The organism is Streptomyces griseoluteus (genome assembly GCF_004784465.1).
In the GTDB taxonomy this organism is placed as follows: Bacteria; Actinomycetota; Actinomycetes; order Streptomycetales; family Streptomycetaceae; genus Streptomyces; species Streptomyces griseoluteus.
In genome coordinates this window covers 300,224-321,508 of record NZ_SRRU01000007.1, presented here as the reverse complement: position 1 = coordinate 321,508, position 21,285 = coordinate 300,224, and the positions used below count along the sequence as shown (strand labels likewise).

Here is a 21,285-nt window from a genome sequence, read left to right as displayed (position 1 = left end):
TCGAAGGCGGGGGCGGGCGTGGCTCATGAAGAGGGGGACACCGTTTCCGGTGTCCCCCTCGGCGCGGCTAGTCGCGGGCCGCGTTCAGATGTTCCGCGTGCTCCTGGAGGGAGCGGACGCCCACGTCCCCGCGGCCGAGGGCGTCGATGCCCTGGACGGCGGCGGCGAGCGCCTGGACGGTCGTCAGGCAGGGCACCGAGCGGGCCACGGCCGCCGTACGGATGTCGTAGCCGTCGAGGCGGCCGCCGGTGCCGTAGGGCGTGTTGACGATGAGGTCGACCTCGCCGTCGTGGATGAGCTGGACGATGGTCCGCTCGCCGTTCGGGCCGGTGCCCTCGGACTGCTTGCGCACGACGGTGGCGTTGATGCCGTTGCGCTTGAGGACCTCGGCGGTGCCGGAGGTGGCCAGCAGCTCGAAGCCGTGCGCGACCAGCTCGCGGGCCGGGAAGATCATCGAGCGCTTGTCGCGGTTGGCGACCGAGATGAACGCGCGGCCCTTGGTGGGCAGCGGGCCGTACGCGCCCGCCTGCGACTTGGCGTACGCCGTGCCGAAGACGGAGTCGATGCCCATGACCTCGCCGGTGGAGCGCATCTCCGGGCCGAGCACGGTGTCCACGCCGCGGCCCTGGATGTCCCGGAAGCGGGACCAGGGCATCACGGCCTCCTTGACGGAGATCGGCGCGTCCAGCGGGAGCTCGCCGCCGTCCCCGGTCGCGGGCAGCAGGCCCTCGGCACGCAGCTCGGCGATGGTCGTGCCCAGCGAGATGCGGGCGGCGGCCTTGGCGAGCGGGACCGCGGTCGCCTTGGAGGTGAAGGGGACCGTGCGGGAGGCGCGCGGGTTGGCCTCCAGGACGTAGAGGATGTCGCCCGACATGGCGAACTGGATGTTGATCAGTCCGCGGACGCCGACGCCCTTGGCGATGGCCTCGGTGGAGGCGCGCAGCCGCTTGATGTCGAAGCCGCCCAGCGTGATGGGGGGCAGGGCGCACGCCGAGTCGCCGGAGTGGATGCCGGCCTCCTCGATGTGCTCCATGACGCCGCCGAGGTACAGCTCCTCGCCGTCGTAGAGGGCGTCGACGTCGATCTCGATGGCGTCGTCCAGGAAGCGGTCCACGAGGACCGGCCGGGACGGGCTGATCTCGGTGGACTCCTCGATGTACGCGGAGAGCCGCTCCTCCTCGTACACGATCTCCATGCCGCGTCCGCCGAGGACGTAGGAGGGGCGGACCAGGACCGGGTAGCCGATCTCGTCCGCGATGGCCTTGGCCTCGGCGAAGGTGGTGGCGGTGCCGTGCTTGGGCGCGGGCAGGCCGGCCTCGGCGAGCACGCGGCCGAAGGCGCCCCGGTCCTCGGCGGCGTGGATGGCCTCGGGCGGCGTGCCGACCACCGGCACGCCGTTGTCCTTCAGGGCCTGCGCGAGGCCCAGCGGGGTCTGCCCGCCGAGCTGCACGACCACACCGGCGACGGGGCCGGCGAGGGACTCCGCGTGCACGATCTCCAGCACGTCCTCCAGGGTGAGCGGCTCGAAGTAGAGCCGGTCGGAGGTGTCGTAGTCGGTGGAGACGGTCTCCGGGTTGCAGTTGACCATCACGGTCTCGTACCCGGCGTCGGAGAGCGCGAAGGAGGCGTGGACGCAGGAGTAGTCGAACTCGATGCCCTGGCCGATGCGGTTGGGCCCGGAGCCGAGGATGATCACGGCGGGCTTCTCGCGCGGCGCGACCTCGCTCTCCTCGTCGTAGGAGGAGTAGAAGTACGGCGTCCGGGCGGCGAACTCGGCGGCGCAGGTGTCGACCGTCTTGTAGACCGGGCGGATGCCGAGCACGTGCCGGACCTCGCGGACGACGTCCTCGCGCAGGCCCCGGATCTCACCGATCTGGAGGTCGGAGAAGCCGTGCCGCTTGGCCTCGGCGAGCAGCTCGGCGGTCAGCTCGGAGGCCTCGGCCAGCTCGTCCGCGGTCTCCTTGATGAGGAAGAGCTGGTCCACGAACCAGGGGTCGATCTTCGTGTACTCGAAGATCTCCTCCGGGGTGGCACCCGCGCGGATCGCCTGCATGACGGTGTTGATCCGGCCGTCGGTGGGGCGTACCGCCTCTTCGAGGAGGGCCTTCTTGTCGCCGGGGTCACCGATGAAGGTGAACTGGCTGCCCTTCTTCTCCAGCGAGCGCAGCGCCTTCTGGAACGCCTCGGTGAAGTTGCGGCCGATGGCCATGGCCTCGCCGACCGACTTCATCGTGGTGGTGAGCGTGGAGTCGGCCTGCGGGAACTTCTCGAAGGCGAAGCGGGGGGCCTTGACGACGACGTAGTCGAGCGTGGGCTCGAAGGAGGCCGGGGTCTCCCGCGTGATGTCGTTCGGGATCTCGTCCAGCGTGTAGCCGACGGCCAGCTTGGCGGCGATCTTGGCGATCGGGAAGCCGGTGGCCTTGGAGGCGAGCGCGGAGGACCGCGAGACGCGCGGGTTCATCTCGATGACGATGACCCGGCCGTCCTCGGGGTTGACGGCGAACTGGATGTTGCAGCCGCCGGTGTCGACGCCGACCTCGCGGATGATGGCGATGCCGACGTCGCGCAGCAGCTGGTACTCGCGGTCGGTCAGCGTCATCGCGGGGGCGACGGTGATCGAGTCGCCGGTGTGCACGCCCATCGGGTCGAAGTTCTCGATGGAGCAGACGACCACGACGTTGTCGTTCTTGTCGCGCATCAGCTCCAGCTCGTACTCCTTCCAGCCGAGGATGGACTCCTCCAGGAGCACCTCGGTGGTCGGGGAGAGCGTGAGGCCCTGGCCGGCGATGCGGCGCAGCTCGTCCTCGTCGTGGGCGAAGCCGGAGCCGGCGCCGCCCATGGTGAAGGAGGGGCGGACGACGACGGGGTAGCCGCCGAGCGTCTCCACGCCGCGGAGGACGTCGTCCATGGTGTGGCAGATGACCGAGCGGGCGGACTCGCCGTGGCCGGTCTTCTTGCGGACCTCCTCCACGACGCCCTTGAAAAGGTCGCGGTCCTCGCCCTTGTGGATCGCCTCGGGCCGGGCGCCGATCAGTTCGACGCCGTACTTCTCCAGCACCCCGCTGTCGTGCAGCGAGATGGCGGTGTTCAGAGCGGTCTGGCCGCCGAGGGTGGGCAGGAGGGCGTCGGGGCGCTCCTTGGCGATGATCTTCTCGACGAACTCGGGGGTGATCGGCTCGACGTAGGTGGCGTCGGCGATCTCCGGGTCGGTCATGATCGTCGCCGGGTTGGAGTTGACCAGGATCACGCGCAGGCCCTCGGCCTTGAGCACGCGGCACGCCTGGGTGCCGGAGTAGTCGAACTCGGCGGCCTGACCGATCACGATCGGGCCGGAGCCGATGACCAGGACGGACTGGATGTCGGAGCGCTTAGGCACGCTGGCCCTCCCGGACGGTGCTCATCAAAGACGTGAAGCGGTCGAACAGGTAGGCGGCGTCGTGCGGACCGGCCGCCGCCTCGGGGTGGTACTGCACGGAGAAGGCCGGCTGGTCGAGGAGCTGGAGGCCCTCCACCACGTCGTCGTTCAGGCAGACGTGGGAGACCTCGGCGCGGCCGAACTTCGTCTCGCTGACCTTGTCCAGCGGCGCGTCGACGGCGAAGCCGTGGTTGTGCGCGGTGACCTCCACCTTGCCGGTGGTGCGGTCCTGGACCGGCTGGTTGATGCCTCGGTGGCCGTACTTCAGCTTGTAGGTGCCGAAGCCGAGGGCGCGGCCGAGGATCTGGTTGCCGAAGCAGATGCCGAACAGCGGGGTCTTCCGCTCCAGCACGGCGGTCATCAGGGCCACCGGGCCGTCGGCCGTGGCCGGGTCGCCGGGGCCGTTGGAGAAGAACACGCCGTCGGGCTCCACGGCGTAGACGTCCTCGGCCGTGGCGGTCGCCGGGAGCACGTGGACCTCGATGCCGCGCTCGGCCATCCGCTGCGGGGTCATCCCCTTGATGCCGAGGTCGATCGCGGCGACGGTGAACTTCTTCTCGCCGACCGCGGGGACGACGTACGCCTCCTTGGTGGCGACCTCCTCGTAGAGGCTCGCGCCCTTCATGTGCGGCTGGGCCTGCACCCGCTGCACCAGTTCGGCGTCGGGGGCGAGCGCCTCGCCGGAGAAGATGCCGGCGCGCATGGAGCCGCGCTCGCGCAGGTGGCGGGTGAGGGCGCGGGTGTCGATGCCGCTGATGCCGACGACGCCCTGGGCGGTCAGCTCGTCGTCCAGGGAGCGCCGGGAGCGCCAGTTGGACGGCACGCGGGCTGGGTCGCGCACCACGTAGCCGGAGACCCAGATGCGGCCGGACTCGTCGTCCTCGTCGTTCCAGCCGGTGTTGCCGATCTGGGGGGCGGTGGCGACGACGATCTGGCGGTCGTAGGAGGGGTCGGTCAGGGTCTCCTGGTAGCCGGTCATGCCGGTGGAGAACACGGCCTCGCCGAAGGTCTCCCCCACGGCCCCGTAGGCGCGGCCGCGGAAGGTACGGCCGTCCTCCAGGACGAGTACGGCGGGAGTCCTGGAGGCTCCCCTGGTGGAGGTCGTCATCGTGCGCCTTCCGTGTGGTTGGTCATCTGGTTCAGGGTGTCGACCCAGGTGGTGTGTTCGGCCGCGTGGTCGGAGCGGAAGCCGGAGTCGATCAGCTTCTCGCCGTGCGCCCAGGTCACCACGAGCAGTCCGCCCTCGGTGAGGACCTTGCCCGCGATGCCCTTGTCGAGCCGGGCGCCGCGCAGCGCTCCGGCGGGGATGAAGAAGTCGGTGGCGCCGGGGCGCTCGACGGCCAGCCCCGCGTCGGTGAGGGTCAGCTCGGCCCGGCTGCGGGAGCCCAGGCCGTGGGCCACGATCCGGTCCAGCCACTGCCCCGCGGTGGTGGAGCCGTGGTAGCGGCCGCTGAGTGTGAGTTTCCCGGCGCCGAGGTCGTCCGGCACCTCGGGGAGTCCGGGCAGGTCGCTCTGGAGGGTGCCGCGCCACTTCCAGCCCTCGCGCATCAGCCAGTAGACGAGGGCGACGAAGAGGGCCAGGCCGACGAGCCAGCCCAGGCGGGCGGCCCAGTCGGTCACCGCGGCCGACTTCTTCTCGTCCGCCAGCCCGGTGGCGAGCGATACGGCGAGCTGAGTTGCAGGTGTCACGTGAGCTTCCCGTCCATGAGCGTGGCCTTGCCCCGCAGCCAGGTGTGGGTGACACGGCCCGGCAGCTCGCGGCCCTCGTAGGGGGTGTTGCGGCTGCGCGAGGCGAAGCGCGCGGGGTCCACCTGTCCACGGTAGGCCGTGTCCACGAGGGTGAGGTTGGCGGGCTCGCCCGCCGCGACCGGGCGGCCGTGGCCGGTGGCGCTGCCGATCCGGGCCGGGGTGAAGGACATCCGGTCGGCGACCGCGGCCCAGTCCAGCAGGCCGGTCTCCACCATGGTCTCCTGCACCACGGACAGCGCGGTCTCCAGGCCGACCATGCCCATGGCGGCCGCGGCCCACTCGCAGTCCTTGTCCTCGTGCGGGTGCGGGGCGTGGTCGGTGGCGACGATGTCGATCGTGCCGTCGGCCAGCGCCTCGCGCAGGGCGCGCACATCGCGCTCGGTGCGCAGCGGCGGGTTGACCTTGTAGGCGGGGTTGTAGGTGCGCACCATCTCCTCGGTCAGGAGCAGGTGGTGCGGGCACACCTCGGCGGTGACGTCGATGCCGCGGGACTTGGCCCAGCGGACGATCTCCACCGAGCCGGCCGTGGAGAGGTGGCAGATGTGCAGGCGGGAGCCGACATGCTCGGCGAGCAGCACGTCCCGCGCGATGATCGACTCCTCGGCGACGGCCGGCCAGCCGCCCAGGCCCAGCTCGGCGGAGACGACGCCCTCGTTCATCTGGGCGCCCTCGGTGAGCCGGGGCTCCTGGGCGTGCTGGGCGACGACCCCGCCGAACGCCTTCACGTACTCCAGGGCGCGGCGCATGATCACCGCGTCGTCCACGCACTTGCCGTCGTCGGAGAAGACGCTGACCTGGGCGGCCGAGTCGTGCATGGCGCCCAGCTCGGCCAGCTTCTTGCCCTCCAGGCCCACGGTGACGGCGCCGATGGGGCGTACGTCGCAGTAGCCGGACTCCTTGCCGAGCCGCCAGACCTGCTCGACCACGCCGGCGGTGTCGGCGACGGGGAAGGTGTTGGCCATGGCGAAGACGGCGGTGAAGCCGCCGGAGGCGGCGGCGCGGGTGCCGGTGAGCACGGTCTCGGAGTCCTCGCGGCCCGGCTCGCGCAGATGGGTGTGCAGGTCGACCAGGCCCGGCAGCAGCACCTTGCCGTCGGCCTCGACCACCTCGGCGCCCTCGGCGCTCAGCCCGGTGCCGACCGCCGCGATCAGCTCGCCGTCGATCAGTACGTCCTGCGGCTCGCCCCCGAGCACCTTCGCACCACGGATCAGGATCTTGCTCATGGGTCTTACTTCTCCTCGGTACGAAGGTGGGCGGTGCCGGCGGGCTCTTTGCCGCCGAGCAGCAGGTAGAGGACGGCCATGCGGATGGAGACGCCGTTGGCGACCTGCTCCACGACCGTGCAGCGGTCGGAGTCGGCGACCTCGGCGGTGATCTCCATGCCCCGGACCATCGGACCGGGGTGCATCACGATGGCGTGCTCCGGCAGCTTGGCCATGCGGTCGCCGTCGAGCCCGTAGCGGCGGGAGTACTCGCGCTCGGTGGGGAAGAACGCGGCCTTCATCCGCTCGCGCTGCACGCGGAGCATCATCACCGCGTCGGACTTGGGCAGCGTGGAGTCGAGGTCGTAGGAGACCTCGCAGGGCCAGGTCTCCACGCCGACCGGCAGCAGGGTGGGCGGCGCGACCAGGGTGACCTCGGCGCCCAGGGTGTGCAGCAGGTCCACGTTGGAGCGGGCGACCCGGCTGTGCAGGACGTCGCCGACGAGGGTGACGCGCTTGCCGTCGAGGTCCCGGCCGAGGCCGGCGTCGGCGCCGATCAGGCGGCGGCGCATGGTGAAGGCGTCCAGCAGGGCCTGGGTGGGGTGCTGGTGGGTGCCGTCGCCGGCGTTGATGACCGGGGCGTCGATCCAGCCGGAGTTGGCGAGGCGGTAGGGGGCGCCGGAGGCACTGTGCCGGATGACGACGGCGTCCACTCCCATCGCCTCCAGCGTCTGGGCGGTGTCCTTGAGGGACTCGCCCTTGGAGACGCTGGAGCCCTTGGCCGCGAAGTTGATGACATCGGCGGAGAGGCGCTTCTCGGCGGCCTCGAACGAGATTCGGGTGCGGGTCGAGTCCTCGAAGAAGAGGTTGCAGATCGTGCGGCCGCGCAGGGTCGGCAGTTTCTTGATCGGCCGGTCCGCGACCCGGGCCATCTCCTCGGCGGTGTCGAGGATCAGGACGGCGTCGTCGCGGGTGAGGTCGGCGGCCGAGATGAGATGACGCTGCATCTGTCAGGCTCCGTAAGGCAGTTAATACGGGAGGTTTCGGGCGGGCCGGGGTGCGTCAGGGCGCGCCGAGGCGGCCGGGCACCCGTGAGCGCTACTGGTCGGCAGACTTGGCACCGAGCAGCACGGTGTCCCGTCCGTCCTCCTCGGCGAGCTGGACCTTGACCGTCTCCCGCAGCGACGTGGGGAGGTTCTTGCCGACGTAGTCGGCGCGGATCGGGAGTTCCCGGTGTCCGCGGTCGACCAGGACGGCGAGCTGCACCGCGCGGGGGCGCCCGATGTCGTTCAGGGCGTCGAGGGCGGCGCGGATGGTGCGGCCGGAGAAGAGCACGTCGTCGACGAGCACCACCAGACGGCCGTCGACACCCTCAGCGGGGATCTCGGTGCGGGCGAGGGCGCGCGGGGGGTGCATGCGCAGGTCGTCGCGGTACATCGTGATGTCGAGCGAGCCGACGGGGATCTTCCGGCCGGTGACCTGCTCCAGCTTGACGGCGAGCCGCTGGGCGAGGAAGACGCCTCGCGTGGGGATGCCGAGGAGCACCACGTCGTCGGCGCCCTTGGCGCGTTCGACGATCTCGTGGGCGATGCGGGTCAGAACGCGAGCGATGTCCGGGCCTTCGAGTACGGGCCGGGCATCGGAGTTCAGCTGATTGGCGTGCGTGTCCATACGAAACGGACCTCCTTCTCCGCCTCACGGGACGGACTTTAAAGGACGTCGGATTTGCGCCAGCCACCCTAGCAGGTCGCCGGAGCGGCTTCTTCACCCGCTTGGCCCAATGGGCGGCCACTACCACGGAAGAGTCGGTGTGGACCATTCGGCTTGACGCAGGAGAATCACGCTGCGTAACCTCACAGTGAGTTACCAGCCGCGCGGTGGGATCACCTGCCGCCCGCGTCTACACAGTGTCCGGGGAGCTATATGTCCAGCGAATACGCCAAACAGCTCGGGGCCAAGCTCCGGGCCATCCGCACCCAGCAGGGCCTTTCCCTCCACGGTGTCGAGGAGAAGTCCCAGGGGCGCTGGAAGGCCGTGGTGGTCGGTTCCTACGAGCGCGGCGACCGTGCCGTGACCGTACAGCGCCTGGCCGAGCTGGCCGATTTCTACGGCGTTCCGGTGCAGGAGCTGCTGCCGGGAACCACGCCGGGCGGGGCCGCCGAGCCGCCGCCGAAGCTGGTCCTGGACCTGGAGCGGCTGGCCACCGTGCCGGCCGAGAAGGCGGGCCCCCTCCAGCGGTACGCGGCGACGATCCAGTCCCAGCGCGGTGACTACAACGGCAAGGTGCTGTCGATCCGCCAGGACGACCTGCGCACCCTCGCCGTCATCTACGACCAGTCGCCCTCGGTCCTCACCGAGCAGCTCATCAGCTGGGGCGTCCTGGACGCGGACGCGCGCCGCGCGGTCGCCCACGAGGACAGCTGACCGCTCCGCCGGGTTCAGCAGCAGAAACGTGCCGCCGGGGTGGCGGGGAGATCTTCCCTGCCACCCCGGCGGCCTTTTTGGCATGGCAGGCCCGGAGAAACCCGAAGGGGCGCGGGGAACCGCGCGACCAGCCCTGACGGGCCGGCACACGAAGTCCCTCCGCGCCCCGACGGCGCTCTCCGGCGAAGAACTACTCGCGCCGCAGGCTCGGCTTCAACTCCTTGAAGCGGCCCAGGAGGCCGTTCACGAAGGCCGGCGACTCGTCCGTCGAGAACTCCTTCGCGAGCTGCACCATCTCGTCGAGGACGACCGCGTCCGGGGTCTCGTCCTCCCAGATCAGCTCGTACGCGCCGAGGCGCAGCAGGTTGCGGTCGACGACCGGCATCCGGTCGATCGTCCAGCCCACCGCGTACTGGGCGATCAGGTCGTCGATACGGCGGGCGCGGTCGGCGTACCCCTCGACGAGCTGCATGGTGTACTCGCTGACGGGCGGCTGCCGGGTGTCGCTCCGGGAGAGCCGGACCCAGTCGGCGAGGACCGTGATGACGTCGGTGCCGCGCTGGTCACCCTCGAAGAGGATCTGGAAGGCGCGCTTGCGGGCCGTGTTGCGGGCGGCCACGGTTAGCTGTTCACCCGGCCGAGGTAGTCGCTCGTGCGGGTGTCGACCTTGATCTTCTCGCCGGTGGTGATGAAGAGCGGGACCTGGATCTGGTGGCCGGTCTCCAGGATGGCGGGCTTGGTGCCACCGGTGGAGCGGTCGCCCTGGACGCCCGGCTCGGTCTCCTGGATGACCAGCTCGACGGCGGCCGGCAGCTCCACGAAGAGCACCTCGCCCTCGTGCTGGGCGACGACGGCGGTGAAGCCCTCGATCAGGAAGTTCGCGGCGTCGCCGACGGCCTTCGGGTCGATGTGGAGCTGGTCGTACGTCTCCATGTCCATGAAGACGAAGTACTCGCCGTCCTTGTACGAGTACTGCATGTCGCGCTTGTCGACGGTGGCCGTCTCGACCTTGACACCGGCGTTGAAGGTCTTGTCGACCACCTTGCCGGAGAGGACGTTCTTGAGCTTGGTGCGCACGAAGGCCGGGCCCTTACCGGGCTTGACGTGCTGGAACTCGACGACGGACCAAAGCTGGCCCCCGTCGAGCTTGAGCACCATGCCGTTCTTGAGGTCGTTCGTGGAAGCCACGGTTGCGGAATCTCCTGGACTGACGTACGACCCCGGCGCACGCACCTGTCTACAGGGCGAGCAGTTCCTTGGTCGTGATGGTGAGTAGCTCGGGTCCGCCGTCCGCCTCGGGGCGGACGACGAGCGTGTCATCGATCCGGACTCCGCCCCGGCCCGGAAGGTGGACCCCCGGCTCGACGGTGACCGGCACGCAAGCGTCAAGTTTACCCATGGCCGCGGGGGCGAGCTGCGGGTCCTCGTCGATTTCGAGGCCGACCCCGTGACCGGTGGCCGCCTGGAGGGCCGCGCCGTGCCCGGCGGAGTCCAGCACCTGGCGCGCGGCACGGTCCACGTCACGGCAGGCGGCACCGGGTGCGAGAGCCTCACGGCCGGCCCGCTGGGCGGCGAAGACCAGGTCGTACAGCTCGACCTGCCAGTCGGCCGGCGAGGTGCCGATCACGAAGGTCCGGCCGATCTCGCACCGGTAACCGCGGTAGGCGGCGCCCAGGCAGACGGAGAGGAAGTCGCCCTCCTCCACCCGCCGGTCGGTCGGACGGTGCCCCGCGCGGCCGGAGTTGGGGCCGGTGGCGACCGAGGTCGGGAAGGCGGGCCCCTCGGCGCCGTGGTCGACCAGCCGGCGCTCCAGCTCCAGCGCGAGATGGCGCTCGGTACGGCCGACCAGGATGGACTCCAGCAGCTCGCCGAGGGCCTGGTCGGCGATCTCGGCGCCGATGCGCAGACAGGAGATCTCCTCCTCGTCCTTGATCAGCCTGAGCTGCTCCACGGCCGTACCGAGCCCGGCGAGGCGCACCTTGGGCGCCACGGCGTCCAGGGCGCGGTACCGGGCGACGGTGAGGTGGTGCTCCTCCACGGCGAGGGCCTCGCTGCCCTGGCTCCCGGCCAGGTCGGCGGCGGCCACGGCCGGGTCGCGGCCGGGCGTGGACAGGATGTGCAGGACCAGGGACTCGTCGGGGCGCCCGTCCGCGGGCCTGTCCTCCGGCGGGACGGGGCACACCAACTGGTCCTGCTCCCCGCCGAGCAGCAGGACGGCGCCCTGGGGCGCGGCGCCCGCCAGGTAGCGCACATTGGCGGGGCGGGAGATGAGCGCTGCCGCGGTACCGGCCGCGTTGCAGCGTTCCCTCAGCCGGGATCGGCGGGTCGCGTACACCTCTGACATGACACGAGCGTAGAAGTTGTAACCGGTTTGTGCCGGTTGGCGGGGGCCGAGTGGGGTGCGGCCGGTGTCCCTACCAGTTCGGCGGGCTGGCGATCGCGCGGGCCAGCACCTCGTCGAGGACCCGTGCGGTGCCGGGGACGTCCAGCTGGGAGTTGTCGATGATGGGCAGCCCGGAGCCGTACCAGCCGGCCATGCGGCCGTGGATGCGGGCCACCTCCTCGTCGGTGAGGCGGCGGTTGCCCGAGCGCTCGGCGTTGCGCTCCAGGACGATGTCCAGCCCCGGCAGCAGCACCACCGGGAGCAGGCCGGGGCCCACATGGCGCTTCCAGCCGCCGAGCCCCACGACGGGGCGGTCGGGGAAGACCGCGTCGTCGAGGATGCAGGAGATCCCGTTGGCCAGGAAGTTGCGGGCGGCGAAGCCGCAGGTGCGGCGGGCCAGGCGGTACTGGGCCTCGGAGTGGTCGTTCCACCCGGTCTGCGGGTCGGCGAAGCCGGAGCGGACCCACTCGCGGACGTCGTCCAGGCTGATGTGGGCGGTGGGCACCCGGCGGGTGTCGGCCCAGTACTTGGCCACGCTGGTCTTGCCCGCGCCCGCCGGACCGATCAGCAGCACAGCGAGCGTGGTGGCCGCGGGGTCGGGCGCGGCCATGTGGGGCGGCGCCGCGGGAACGCCGACGGGGCCGCCGGGCGGCAGCGTCACATGCCCGGAGACATCGGGCGCGGGCGGCGGGGCCGCCGGGTGCTGGGGGGCGGGGTGCTGCGGAGCCGGGACCTGCGCGGGCGGAGCCGGTGGCGTGAGCGGCGCGGGCGGTACGGCACCCGAGAAACCGGGTGGCGGGACGCTGGGACCCTGTGGCGCCCCCGCGGCCGGTGCCCAGGTGGTGTGCGGCCCGTGCCCCGGCTGGTGGGGCGGCGGCAGCGGAGATCCCACTGCGTGCTGCATCCGTTGCCACTCCATCTCGTACACACGCTCGGCGCCGGAAGGCGGGTACGGAGCCCGCACCCTACCGAACGGTACCGCCCCCGGCCGTCATTCGGTGAAACGGCCGGGGGCGGTGCGAAGTGCCCGCCCCTCGCGGGGAATCGGGGCACACCGGGCGGTACGGGACCTACTGGCCGACCTCGCCGTAGGCGGCGAGGAGCACGGCCGGGTCGGGGCCCTCCAGCACGGTCGGCCGGGCGAGGCCGTCCAGCACGATGAAGCGGAGCAGGTCGCCGCGGGACTTCTTGTCGACCTTCATCGCCTCCACCAGCTTGGGCCACTGGTCGTAGCGGTAGTGCAGGGGCAGGCCGACGGACTCCAGGACCGCGCGGTGCCGGTCGGCGGTCGCGTCGTCCAACCGGCCTGCCAGACGGCCGAGTTCGGCGGCGAAGTGCATGCCGACGGCGACGGCCGCGCCGTGCCGCCACTTGTAGCGCTCGTTCTTCTCGATGGCGTGCCCGAGCGTGTGGCCGTAGTTGAGGATCTCCCGGCGGCCGGTCTCCTTGAGGTCGGAGGAGACCACGTCGGCCTTGACCCGGATCGACCGCTCGATCAGCTCGGCGGTGTGCGGTCCCGCCGGGGTGCGGGCGGCCTCCGGGTCGGACTCGATGAGGTCGAGGATCACCGGGTCGGCGATGAAGCCGGCCTTGATCACCTCCGCGAGCCCGGAGACGTAGTCGTGCACCGGGAGGGAGTCCAGCGCGGCCAGGTCGCACAGGACGCCGGCCGGGGGGTGGAAGGCGCCGACGAGGTTCTTGCCCTCGGCGGTGTTGATGCCGGTCTTGCCGCCGACCGCCGCGTCCACCATGGCCAGCACGGTGGTGGGTACGGCGATCCAGCGCACCCCGCGCAGCCAGGTCGCCGCGACGAAGCCGGCGAGGTCGGTGGTGGCGCCGCCGCCGACGCCCACGACCACGTCGGTGCGGGTGAAGCCGGACTGGCCGAGGGCCTTCCAGCAGTAGGCGGCGACCTCGGCGGTCTTCGCCTCCTCGGCGTTGGGCACCTGGATGGCGACCGCCTCGTACCCCTGCTCCACCAGGTCGGCGCGGAGCGCGTCGCCGGTCTCGGCGAGCGCCTCGGGGTGGATGACGGCGACCCGCTTGGCCTTCTGGCCGATCAGTCCGGCCAGCTCGCCCAGCAACTGGCGGCCCACCAGGACCTCGTAGGGTTCGGTGCCCGCCGTGCCGGCGATCTGGATGCGGGTGACTGCCTCGCTCATGCTTCCTTCAACTCCAGTGCGTCCAGGACGGCTCGGGCGACGTCCTCGGGACCGCGTCCGTCGGTCGGCACGACGGCGGTGGCGACCTCTTCGTACAGATGGCGGCGGGCCTCCATCAGCACGCGCCACTGCTGGCGCGGGTTGACGGCGAGCAGCGGACGGGCGGCGTTCAGCCCGGTGCGGCGCACGGCCTCCTCGACGTCCATCGAGAGGTAGACCACCCGCTGCGCGGCCAGCAGCGCCCGGGTGTCCGCGTCGAGGACGGCGCCGCCGCCCAGCGCGAGGACGCCCGCGTGCCCGGCGAGCGCCTCGGCCACCGCGCGCTTCTCCAGCGCGCGGAAGGCATCCTCGCCGTCGTCCACGAAGATCTCGGCGATGGTGCGGCCCTGGGCGGCCACGATGTCGTCGTCGGTGTCCCGGAACGGGGCGCCCAGCCGGTCGGCCAGCAGCCGTCCGACGGTGGACTTGCCCACGCCCATCGGTCCCACCAGGACGACCACGGGCACGGCGCTCATCCGATCGCCAGGTTGTCGAGGTAGGAGCGGACGTTGCGCCGGGTCTCGGCCACGCTGTCGCCGCCGAACTTCTCCGCGACCGCGTCCGCGAGGACCAGGGCCACCATCGCCTCGGCCACGATGCCGGCGGCCGGGACCGCGCACACGTCGGAGCGCTGGTGGTGGGCCTGCGCGGCCTCGCCGGTGGCGACGTCGATCGTGGCCAGCGCGCGCGGCACGGTGGCGATCGGCTTCATCGCCGCGCGCACCCGCAGCAGCTCACCGGTGGTCAGGCCGCCCTCGGTGCCGCCGGAGCGGCCGGTGGCGCGCTTGATGCCCTCGGGGGTGCTGAGGATCTCGTCGTGCGCCTTCGAGCCCGGCACGCGGGCCAGGTCGAAGCCGTCGCCGACCTCGACGCCCTTGATCGCCTGGATACCCATGAGAGCGGCCGCGAGCCGGGCGTCCAGCCTGCGGTCCCAGTGCACGTGCGAGCCGAGGCCGACCGGGACGCCGTACGCCAGCACCTCGACCACGCCGCCGAGGGTGTCGCCGTCCTTGTGGGCCTGGTCGATCTCCGCGACCATGGCCTTCGAGGCGTCCGCGTCCAGGCAGCGCACCGGGTCCTGATCGAGCCGCTCGACATCGGCCGGGGTCGGGTACACGCCGTACGGCGCCTTCGCGGCGGCCAGCTCCACGACGTGGCTGACGATCTCGATCCCGGCGGTCTCCTTCAGGTACGACCGTGCGACCGCGCCGAGCGCGACCCGTGCCGCCGTCTCCCGCGCGGAGGCGCGCTCCAGGATCGGCCGGGCCTCGTCGAAACCGTACTTCTGCATGCCGGCCAGGTCCGCGTGGCCGGGGCGCGGGCGGGTCAGCGGGGCGTTGCGCGCGAGGCCGGCCAGCACCTCCTCGTCCACCGGGTCGGCCGCCATGACCTGCTCCCACTTGGGCCACTCGGTGTTGCCGACCATGACCGCCACCGGGGAGCCGAGGGTGAGCCCGTGCCGCACACCGCCGAGGAACGTGACCTCGTCACGCTCGAACTTCATCCGCGCGCCACGCCCATAGCCGAGCCGCCGCCGCGCGAGATGATCCGCCACCATCTCCGTGGTGATCGGCACGCCGGCGGGAAGTCCCTCCAACGTCGCGACGAGTGCGGGACCGTGGGACTCCCCCGCGGTCAGCCAACGCAGCCTGCTCAACGGTGCTCCTCAGATTTCGCGCCCGGTACTGCCCCGCTTACGCGTGTCCGCGCGTACGGCGGCGGCCCGACCGGGTGCGCGATCCCGGCCCGCCACCTCCGATCCTCCCACGCCGGGCCCGGTATCCGGGCCTCGGTCCGGATTTCGGGACCCGGGTGCGGGGCGGGGTGCGGCGGGTCAGCGGGCGGCGAGGGCCCGTTCGCCCGCCCGGCGCATCGCCTCCAGCGGGGCCGGGGTGCGGCCGGTCATCCGTTCCACCTGGAGCACGGCCTGGTGGACCAGCAGGTCCAGGCCGCCGACCACGGCCCCGCCGAACATCGACCAGCGGGCCGCCAGCTCGGTGGGCCAGGGGTCGTAGAGCACGTCGAAGAGGGTGGTGGGGCGCTCGGGTACGGCGGTGGCGAGGGCGTCGGCGGCGCCGGCGGGGGTGGTGGCGATCACCAGGGGCGCGTGCAGGGCCTCGGCGGCGTCCGCCCAGTCGGCGGTGCGGACGTCCATGTCGAGGCGCTCGCCCCACTCCCGCATCTCGGCGGCGCGGGCGGCGCTGCGGACGTACACCACGACCTCGCCCGGGCAGATCCGGGCGAGGGCGGCGAGCGCGGAGGAGGCGGTGGCGCCGGCGCCGAGGACGGCGGCGGACTCCACCTCCTCGATCCCGTGCTCGCGCAGCGCGGCCACCATGCCGGGGATGTCGGTGTTGTCCCCGACCTTGCGCCCGTCCTCCGTGAACACCACCGTGTTGACGGCATCCACGGAGGCCGCCGTCTCACTGACCTCGTCCAGCAGGGGCATCACGGCCCGCTTGAGCGGCATCGTCAACGACAGCCCGGCCCACTCGGGCCCCAGCCCCTCGAAGAACCCGGCCAGCCCCGCCTCGTCGACCTCGAACCGGTCGTACGACCAGTCGTCGAGCCCGAGTTCGGCGTAGGCGGCCCGGTGCAGCACCGGGGAGAGCGAATGGGCGATGGGCTTGCCGAGCACGGCGGCACGGTGGGCGTCAGTTGCCCGAGCTGGCATTGAACTTTTCCTTGAGCTTCTCGAATTCCGCGTTCGTCCTGGCGAACTCGGTCTTGTTCATGCCGTCCGTGGCCACGAAGTACATCCAGCCCTCGTGCGTCGGCGACAGGGCCGCGTTGAGCGCCTCGTCACCCGGGTTGCCGATCGGGCCGGGCGGCAGACCCTTGTTGGTGTACGTGTTGTACGGGTTGCGGTTGGCGTTGATCTCCGTCTCGGAGATGTGGATGTTGCTGGCGCCCTTGAGGTAGTTGTACGTCGAGTCGAACTGGAGGAGCCGGTTCGTCTCGGTGTTGTCCGGCTTGAGGCGGTTGTAGATGACTTCGGCCATCTTGCGGAAATCGTCGTGCGTCTTGCCCTCGGCCTGGACCAGGCTCGCGGCGGTCAGGAGCTCCCAGGGCGATTCGAGCCCCACGGCGGACGCCTTCTTGTCGAGGCCCAGGGCCGTGTACTTCTCGTTGGCCCGGCCGACCATCGCCTTCAGGACGTCCTTGGGCTTCTGGTCCTTGCCGACCGGGTAGCTGGACGGGAAGAGGAAGCCCTCCAGCGGGTCCTTCAGGCCGGGGTGGTTGAGCGCCCAGGCGGGCAGGCCGAGGGACTTGTAGTCCTTCGCGGCCACCTTCTGGGTGGTGCCGTTCGCCAGCTTCAGCCGCTTGTCGATCAGCGCGTAGACGGCCGCGTTGCGGGTGCCCTCGGCGATGATGAGGTTGTTGCGGCTCTTCGGGCTGAGCATCAGTTCCACCGCGCTGGCGGCGGACATGTGCTTCTGGAGGGTGTAGACGCCGTCCTGGAGGGACTTGCCCCTGGGGTTCGCGAGCTGGGCCGAGACGAAGGCGTCGACGCTCTGGACGACGCCGGCCTCCTTCAGTTTGCGGCCGATGTCGGCGCCGACCGCACCCTTGGGGATCTCGACCGTCACCGTCTCGCCGTTGCCGCTGCCCGCGTAGTCCGGGGCGGGGGCGAAACGATTTTTGTAGAACTGGTAGCCGAAGTAGGCGACGCCGCCGAGGCCGCCGCCGAAGACGAGGACGACGACCATCAGGGCGCAGCCGGTGCGGCCCTTCTTGCTCTTGACGGGCTTGCGGCCCTTGCCGCGCCGCTCGGCCGGCTCCTCCGTGCCGTCGTCGTCCCCGGGGGGCGTGGGGTGCTCGTCGTCGCCCCGGGGGTCCCAGCCGGGCTCGGGGTCCGGCTCCGGGTCCCGGTGGCCGGGCGGCTGGGGCGGCGGGTATGCGTCCTCGGTGCCGTAGAGGTCGGGCTGCTCGGCGCCGTAGGCGACGGGGTGCTGCCCGTAGGGGTCGCCCGGATCGGCGGCGTAGGGCACATGGCCGTGCGTGCCCGTGGCGTCCCAGCCGCCCTGGTGCTGCTGGGGATGCGGGTGCTGCCCGGTCTGCTGGGGATCGAAGTGCTGGCCCTGACCGTCGTACTGGGGGTACTGCTGACCCCCGTAGTGCGGCTGCTGGTCCTGGGACCAGCCGTCGTACTGCGGGTGCTGCGGCTGGCCGCCGTAGGGGTACTGCTGTCCCGCGTGGGCCGCCTGCTCTCCCCACCCGGCGTCCCCGTACAACGGGTCCTCCGGATGCCACGGTTCGGTGCCTGGGCCCCGGCCATACTCAGTCATCGATCCCCTAGAGCCGCGAGGCCGACGGTCGCCCGGCTCCAGGACCGGCTTCCGTTCCGCCTCTTGCTGTGCGGCGGCTGTTCGAACACCGCCGCATCGCGCGGAACGTTACCGCACCGCGATCAGATGACCACTTCGACGCCCTCGCCGGGTGGTGCACCTGACACCCGTTCGGATTCCAGCGCCTGCTGGAGGATGATCACCGCGGCCGCCTGGTCGATCACGGAGCGGCCCTTCTTGGACTTCACGCCCGAGGCGCGCAGTCCCTGACTGGCCGTCACCGTGGTCATCCGCTCGTCCACCAGCCTGACCGGCACCGGCTTGATGCCCCGTGCCAGCTCCTGGGTGAACGCGCGCACCTTCACCGCCGCCGGGCCCTCGCCCCCCTTGAGGGAGCGAGGGAGCCCGACGACGACCTCGATCGGCTCGTACTCCTCGACCAGTTGCCGCAGCCTGCGGTGCGCGGCCGGGATGTCGCGGCCGGGGACGGTCTCCACCGGGGTGGCGAGGATTCCGTCGGGGTCGCACGAGGCGACCCCGATCCGGGCGTCCCCGACGTCGACGGCGAGCCGGCGTCCTCTGCGCATGACGGCCCGGCCTACTTCGCGGTGTCGGCGACGAGGCGCTCGACGGCGTCGACGGCCTCGCCGACGGCGGCCGGGTTCTGGCCGCCGCCCTGGGCGACGTCCGGCTTGCCGCCACCGCCGCCGCCGAGGGTCTTGGCGGCGGTGCGGACCAGTTCACCGGCCTTGAGGCCGCGCTCGCGGGCCGCCTCGTTGGTGGCGATCACGGTGAGCGGCTTGCCGTTGTTCACCGTGAACAGGGCGACCACGGCGGCCCGGCCGCCCTGGATGCGCCCACGCACGTCCAGCACCAGCTTGCGCAGGTCGTCCGGAGTGGTGCCGTCGGGGACCTGGCCTGCGACCAGGGCGACGCCGCGCACGTCCTTGGCGGACGCGGCGAGACCGGCGGCGGCCTGGAGCACCTTCTCCGCGCGGAACTTCTCGATCTCCTTCTCGGCGTCCTTCAGCTTGCCGAGCATCGCGGAGACCTTCTCCGGCAGCTCCTCCGGGCGTCCCTTGATCAGCTCGCTGAGCTGGTTGACGACCGTGTGCTCGCGGGCGAGGAAGTTGTAGGCGTCCATGCCGACCAGCGCCTCGATCCGGCGCACGCCGGAGCCGATGGAGGACTCGCCGAGCAGCTTCACCAGGCCCAGCTGGGCGGTGTTGTGCACATGCGTGCCGCCGCACAGCTCCTTGGAGAAGTCGCCGATGGTGACCACGCGGACCCGCTCGCCGTACTTCTCGCCGAACTCGGCGATGGCGCCCTGCTTCTTGGCCTCGTCGATGCCCATGACCTCGGCGTGCACGTCCAGGTCGCGGGAGAGCACCTCGTTGATCTTCTGCTCGACGTCGGTCATCACGGCCGTCGGGACGGCGGCCGGGGAGCCGAAGTCGAAGCGGAAGCGGCCGGGCTGGTTCTCCGAACCGGCCTGGGCGGCCGTCGGGCCGAGGGCGTCGCGCAGCGCCTGGTGGGTCAGGTGGGTGGCCGAGTGGGCGCGGGCGATGGCCTTGCGGCGGCGGGCGTCGATGGACGCCTGGGCCTTGGCACCGACCGTGACCTCGCCCACCTGGACGACGCCCTTGTGGACGTAGACGCCCGGCACCGGCTTCTGGGTGTCGCGGACCTCGATGACGGCACCGGTGTCGACCTTGATGCGGCCGGTGTCACCGATCTGGCCGCCGCCCTCGGCGTAGAACGGGGTGCGGTCGAGCACGATCTCGACCTCGTCGCCCTCGGTGGCGGCCGGCGAGGAGACGCCGTCGACGAGGATGCCGACGATCGTGGTCTCGCTCTCGGTGTCGCTGTAGCCGATGAAGTCGGTGGCGCCGGAGGCGTCCGCGATCTCCCGGTAGGCGCCGAGGTCGGCGTGGCCGGTCTTCTTGGCGCGGGCGTCGGCCTTGGCGCGCTCCCGCTGCTCCGTCATCAGGCGGCGGAACCCGGTCTCGTCCACGGAGAGGCCCTGCTCGGCGGCCATCTCCAGGGTGAGGTCGATCGGGAAGCCCCAGGTGTCGTGGAGCAGGAACGCCTTGTCGCCGGAGAGCATGCTGCCGCCGGACTGCTTGGTCTCGGTGACGGCGGTATCGAGGATGTTGGTGCCGGCCTTGAGCGTCTTGAGGAAGGCGTTCTCCTCGGCGACGGCGACCTTCTCGATGCGCTCGCGGTCGGTGATCAGCTCGGGGTACTGCTGGCCCATCATGGCGATCACGACGTCGATCAGCGGCTTGACCACGGGACCGTCGGCGCCCAGCAGGCGCATGTTGCGGATGGCGCGGCGCATGATGCGGCGCAGCACGTAGCCGCGGCCCTCGTTGCCGGGGGTGACACCGTCGCCGATCAGCATGACGGCGGTGCGCATGTGGTCGGTGACCACGCGCAGCGAGACGTCCGAGGCCTGGGCGTCGCCGTAGGCCACACCGGTCAGCTCGGTGGCCTTCTCGATGACGGCCATGGAGGTGTCGATCTCGTACATGTTCTGCACGCCCTGCAGAATCATGGCGAGGCGCTCCAGGCCGAGGCCCGTGTCGATGTTCTGGCTCGGCAGGTCCCCGAGGATCTCGAAGTCGTCCTTGCCGATGCCCTCGCCCCGCTCGTACTGCATGAAGACGAGGTTCCAGATCTCGACGTACCGCTCGTCGTTGACGGCGGGGCCGCCCTCGACGCCGAACTCGGGGCCGCGGTCGTAGTTGATCTCGGAGCAGGGGCCGCAGGGGCCGGGGACGCCCATGGACCAGTAGTTGTCCTTCATGCCCAGGCGCTGGATGCGCTCCCTGGGCACGCCGACGACGTCGTGCCAGATGCGCTCGGCCTCGTCGTCGTCCTTGTAGACGGTGATCCACAGGCGCTCGGGGTCGAGGCCGTAACCACCCTTGTCCTGGGGGCTGGTGAGCAGCTCCCAGGCGAACTTGATGGCGCCTTCCTTGAAGTAGTCGCCGAAGGAGAAGTTGCCGCACATCTGGAAGAAGGTGCCGTGGCGGGTGGTCTTGCCGACCTCTTCGATGTCGGGCGTGCGCACGCACTTCTGCACGCTGGTGGCGCGCTGGAAGGGCGGCTTGACCTCACCCAGGAAGTAGGGCTTGAAGGGCACCATGCCGGCCGGGACGAGGAGCAGAGTCGGGTCGTCCGCGATGAGCGACGCCGAAGGGACGACGGTGTGCCCGCGCTCCTCGAAGAAGCTCAGCCAGCGGCGGCGAATCTCGGCCGACTCCATCAGTGGTCCTCATTCCGGTTGTACGAGTACGTCGTGTTCTCGATGTACTTCACTGTGCTGCTGTTGTTCTCGATGGCGGTGATCCGACGGGGCTCCGGCAGGGCGGGGCTCTCGTGGATGCCGAGCGCCTCCTCCAGCTCCGCCTCGCGCTGGACCATGTTGTCGCGGACGTCGAGTGCGAAGCCGACCGCCGCGTCCTTGAGCCGGTGCCCGGTCTCCAGCGCCTTGTTGGCCGCGGTGACGGCGAGGCTCTCGGGGGTGAGCTGCTTCAGCTTGCGGTTGACCTTGGTGGTGGCCCACACACCGGCGGCGACGCCGGTGCCGAACCAGAACGTACGGCGGAACATCGCG

At 71.3% G+C, this 21,285-nt stretch carries 19 protein-coding genes; 1 reads left to right on the top strand and 18 read right to left on the bottom strand.

Translation table 11 applies throughout. The features are described 5' to 3' along the window. Positions 1–67 precede the first annotated feature (67 nt). From carB to pyrR, 6 genes are all read right to left on the bottom strand, one after another. Positions 68–3,376, bottom strand: a complete 3,309-nt coding sequence (gene carB / locus E5082_RS20970; protein WP_135792768.1) for a carbamoyl-phosphate synthase large subunit — start codon at positions 3,374–3,376, stop codon at positions 68–70. Beyond that, positions 3,369–4,523 (bottom strand): glutamine-hydrolyzing carbamoyl-phosphate synthase small subunit, encoded by a 1,155-nt coding sequence (gene carA, locus E5082_RS20965; protein ID WP_135792767.1) that lies wholly within the window; start codon positions 4,521–4,523, stop codon positions 3,369–3,371. The genes carB and carA overlap by 8 nt, the downstream gene beginning before the upstream one ends. After that, the gene (locus tag E5082_RS20960; RefSeq protein ID WP_167514110.1) at positions 4,520–5,104 is read right to left on the bottom strand and encodes a PH-like domain-containing protein; all 585 of its coding nucleotides are present in this window, start codon (positions 5,102–5,104) and stop codon (positions 4,520–4,522) included. The genes carA and E5082_RS20960 overlap by 4 nt, the downstream gene beginning before the upstream one ends. Then, the gene (locus E5082_RS20955) at positions 5,101–6,387 is read right to left on the bottom strand and encodes a dihydroorotase (protein WP_135792766.1); all 1,287 of its coding nucleotides are present in this window, start codon (positions 6,385–6,387) and stop codon (positions 5,101–5,103) included. Before E5082_RS20955 ends, E5082_RS20960 begins: the two co-directional genes overlap by 4 nt. 5 nt (positions 6,388–6,392) lie before the next feature. Beyond that, positions 6,393–7,373 (bottom strand): aspartate carbamoyltransferase catalytic subunit, encoded by a 981-nt coding sequence (locus E5082_RS20950; RefSeq protein WP_135792765.1) that lies wholly within the window; start codon positions 7,371–7,373, stop codon positions 6,393–6,395. Positions 7,374–7,464: 91 nt separating this feature from the next. Next, positions 7,465–8,037: a bifunctional pyr operon transcriptional regulator/uracil phosphoribosyltransferase PyrR gene (pyrR, locus tag E5082_RS20945; protein ID WP_135792764.1), complete on the bottom strand. Its 573-nt coding sequence runs from the start codon at positions 8,035–8,037 to the stop codon at positions 7,465–7,467. 252 nt (positions 8,038–8,289) lie between these two features. On the opposite strand from pyrR, the gene bldD reads away from it, so the two are divergent. Then, complete coding sequence (gene bldD, locus E5082_RS20940; protein ID WP_018549006.1) at positions 8,290–8,790, top strand: transcriptional regulator BldD; 501 nt, start codon at positions 8,290–8,292, stop codon at positions 8,788–8,790. A 190-nt stretch (positions 8,791–8,980) separates the two neighbouring features. Here bldD and nusB read toward each other — a convergent pair whose 3' ends face one another. From nusB to E5082_RS20880, 12 genes are all read right to left on the bottom strand, one after another. Further along, on the bottom strand, positions 8,981–9,409 hold the full coding sequence (nusB, locus tag E5082_RS20935; RefSeq protein WP_135792763.1) for a transcription antitermination factor NusB: 429 nt from the start codon (positions 9,407–9,409) through the stop codon (positions 8,981–8,983). 2 nt (positions 9,410–9,411) lie between these two features. Then, positions 9,412–9,978, bottom strand: a complete 567-nt coding sequence (gene efp, locus E5082_RS20930) for an elongation factor P (RefSeq protein WP_030810617.1) — start codon at positions 9,976–9,978, stop codon at positions 9,412–9,414. A gap of 49 nt (positions 9,979–10,027) precedes the next feature. Further along, positions 10,028–11,134, bottom strand: coding sequence for an aminopeptidase P family protein (locus E5082_RS20925; RefSeq protein ID WP_135792762.1), 1,107 nt, complete (start codon positions 11,132–11,134; stop codon positions 10,028–10,030). Between the two features lie 70 nt (positions 11,135–11,204). Beyond that, positions 11,205–12,077 (bottom strand): Pro-rich N-terminal domain-containing protein, encoded by an 873-nt coding sequence (locus tag E5082_RS20920; protein ID WP_135792761.1) that lies wholly within the window; start codon positions 12,075–12,077, stop codon positions 11,205–11,207. Positions 12,078–12,243: 166 nt separating this feature from the next. Further along, positions 12,244–13,335 (bottom strand): 3-dehydroquinate synthase, encoded by a 1,092-nt coding sequence (aroB, locus tag E5082_RS20915; protein ID WP_135792760.1) that lies wholly within the window; start codon positions 13,333–13,335, stop codon positions 12,244–12,246. Next, on the bottom strand, positions 13,332–13,850 hold the full coding sequence (locus tag E5082_RS20910; RefSeq protein WP_135792759.1) for a shikimate kinase: 519 nt from the start codon (positions 13,848–13,850) through the stop codon (positions 13,332–13,334). Before E5082_RS20910 ends, aroB begins: the two co-directional genes overlap by 4 nt. Then, positions 13,847–15,031: a chorismate synthase gene (aroC, locus tag E5082_RS20905; RefSeq protein WP_135792758.1), complete on the bottom strand. Its 1,185-nt coding sequence runs from the start codon at positions 15,029–15,031 to the stop codon at positions 13,847–13,849. Before aroC ends, E5082_RS20910 begins: the two co-directional genes overlap by 4 nt. Before the next feature lie 177 nt (positions 15,032–15,208). Then, positions 15,209–16,048, bottom strand: coding sequence for a shikimate dehydrogenase (locus E5082_RS20900; protein WP_135792757.1), 840 nt, complete (start codon positions 16,046–16,048; stop codon positions 15,209–15,211). Next, positions 16,029–17,663, bottom strand: coding sequence for an endolytic transglycosylase MltG (mltG, locus tag E5082_RS20895; RefSeq protein ID WP_135792756.1), 1,635 nt, complete (start codon positions 17,661–17,663; stop codon positions 16,029–16,031). The genes E5082_RS20900 and mltG overlap by 20 nt, the downstream gene beginning before the upstream one ends. 122 nt (positions 17,664–17,785) lie before the next feature. Further along, positions 17,786–18,250: a Holliday junction resolvase RuvX gene (gene ruvX, locus E5082_RS20890; RefSeq protein ID WP_135792755.1), complete on the bottom strand. Its 465-nt coding sequence runs from the start codon at positions 18,248–18,250 to the stop codon at positions 17,786–17,788. A gap of 11 nt (positions 18,251–18,261) precedes the next feature. Continuing rightward, the gene (gene alaS, locus E5082_RS20885) at positions 18,262–20,934 is read right to left on the bottom strand and encodes an alanine--tRNA ligase (RefSeq protein ID WP_135792754.1); all 2,673 of its coding nucleotides are present in this window, start codon (positions 20,932–20,934) and stop codon (positions 18,262–18,264) included. Then, positions 20,934–21,281 carry a hypothetical protein gene (locus E5082_RS20880; RefSeq protein WP_030810645.1) on the bottom strand — a complete coding sequence of 116 codons (348 nt, stop codon included), beginning with the start codon at positions 21,279–21,281 and terminating at the stop codon, positions 20,934–20,936. The genes alaS and E5082_RS20880 overlap by 1 nt, the downstream gene beginning before the upstream one ends. Positions 21,282–21,285: the final 4 nt, after the last annotated feature.

Bases quoted from the DNA above. Each gene is read 5' to 3' on its own strand.
- E5082_RS20910 (WP_135792759.1), bottom strand. From the start codon at position 13,850: ATGAGCGCCGTGCCCGTGGTCGTCCTGGTGGGACCGATGGGCGTGGGC.
- bldD (WP_018549006.1), top strand. From the start codon at position 8,290: ATGTCCAGCGAATACGCCAAACAGCTCGGGGCCAAGCTCCGGGCCATC.
- aroB (WP_135792760.1), bottom strand. From the start codon at position 13,335: ATGAGCGAGGCAGTCACCCGCATCCAGATCGCCGGCACGGCGGGCACC.
- E5082_RS20925 (WP_135792762.1), bottom strand. From the start codon at position 11,134: ATGTCAGAGGTGTACGCGACCCGCCGATCCCGGCTGAGGGAACGCTGC.
- carA (WP_135792767.1), bottom strand. From the start codon at position 4,523: ATGACGACCTCCACCAGGGGAGCCTCCAGGACTCCCGCCGTACTCGTC.
- alaS (WP_135792754.1), bottom strand. From the start codon at position 20,934: ATGGAGTCGGCCGAGATTCGCCGCCGCTGGCTGAGCTTCTTCGAGGAG.
- E5082_RS20950 (WP_135792765.1), bottom strand. From the start codon at position 7,373: ATGCAGCGTCATCTCATCTCGGCCGCCGACCTCACCCGCGACGACGCC.
- ruvX (WP_135792755.1), bottom strand. From the start codon at position 18,250: ATGCGCAGAGGACGCCGGCTCGCCGTCGACGTCGGGGACGCCCGGATC.
- pyrR (WP_135792764.1), bottom strand. From the start codon at position 8,037: ATGGACACGCACGCCAATCAGCTGAACTCCGATGCCCGGCCCGTACTC.
- E5082_RS20880 (WP_030810645.1), bottom strand. From the start codon at position 21,281: ATGTTCCGCCGTACGTTCTGGTTCGGCACCGGCGTCGCCGCCGGTGTG.
- E5082_RS20900 (WP_135792757.1), bottom strand. From the start codon at position 16,048: ATGCCAGCTCGGGCAACTGACGCCCACCGTGCCGCCGTGCTCGGCAAG.
- mltG (WP_135792756.1), bottom strand. From the start codon at position 17,663: ATGACTGAGTATGGCCGGGGCCCAGGCACCGAACCGTGGCATCCGGAG.
- E5082_RS20955 (WP_135792766.1), bottom strand. From the start codon at position 6,387: ATGAGCAAGATCCTGATCCGTGGTGCGAAGGTGCTCGGGGGCGAGCCG.
- E5082_RS20920 (WP_135792761.1), bottom strand. From the start codon at position 12,077: ATGCAGCACGCAGTGGGATCTCCGCTGCCGCCGCCCCACCAGCCGGGG.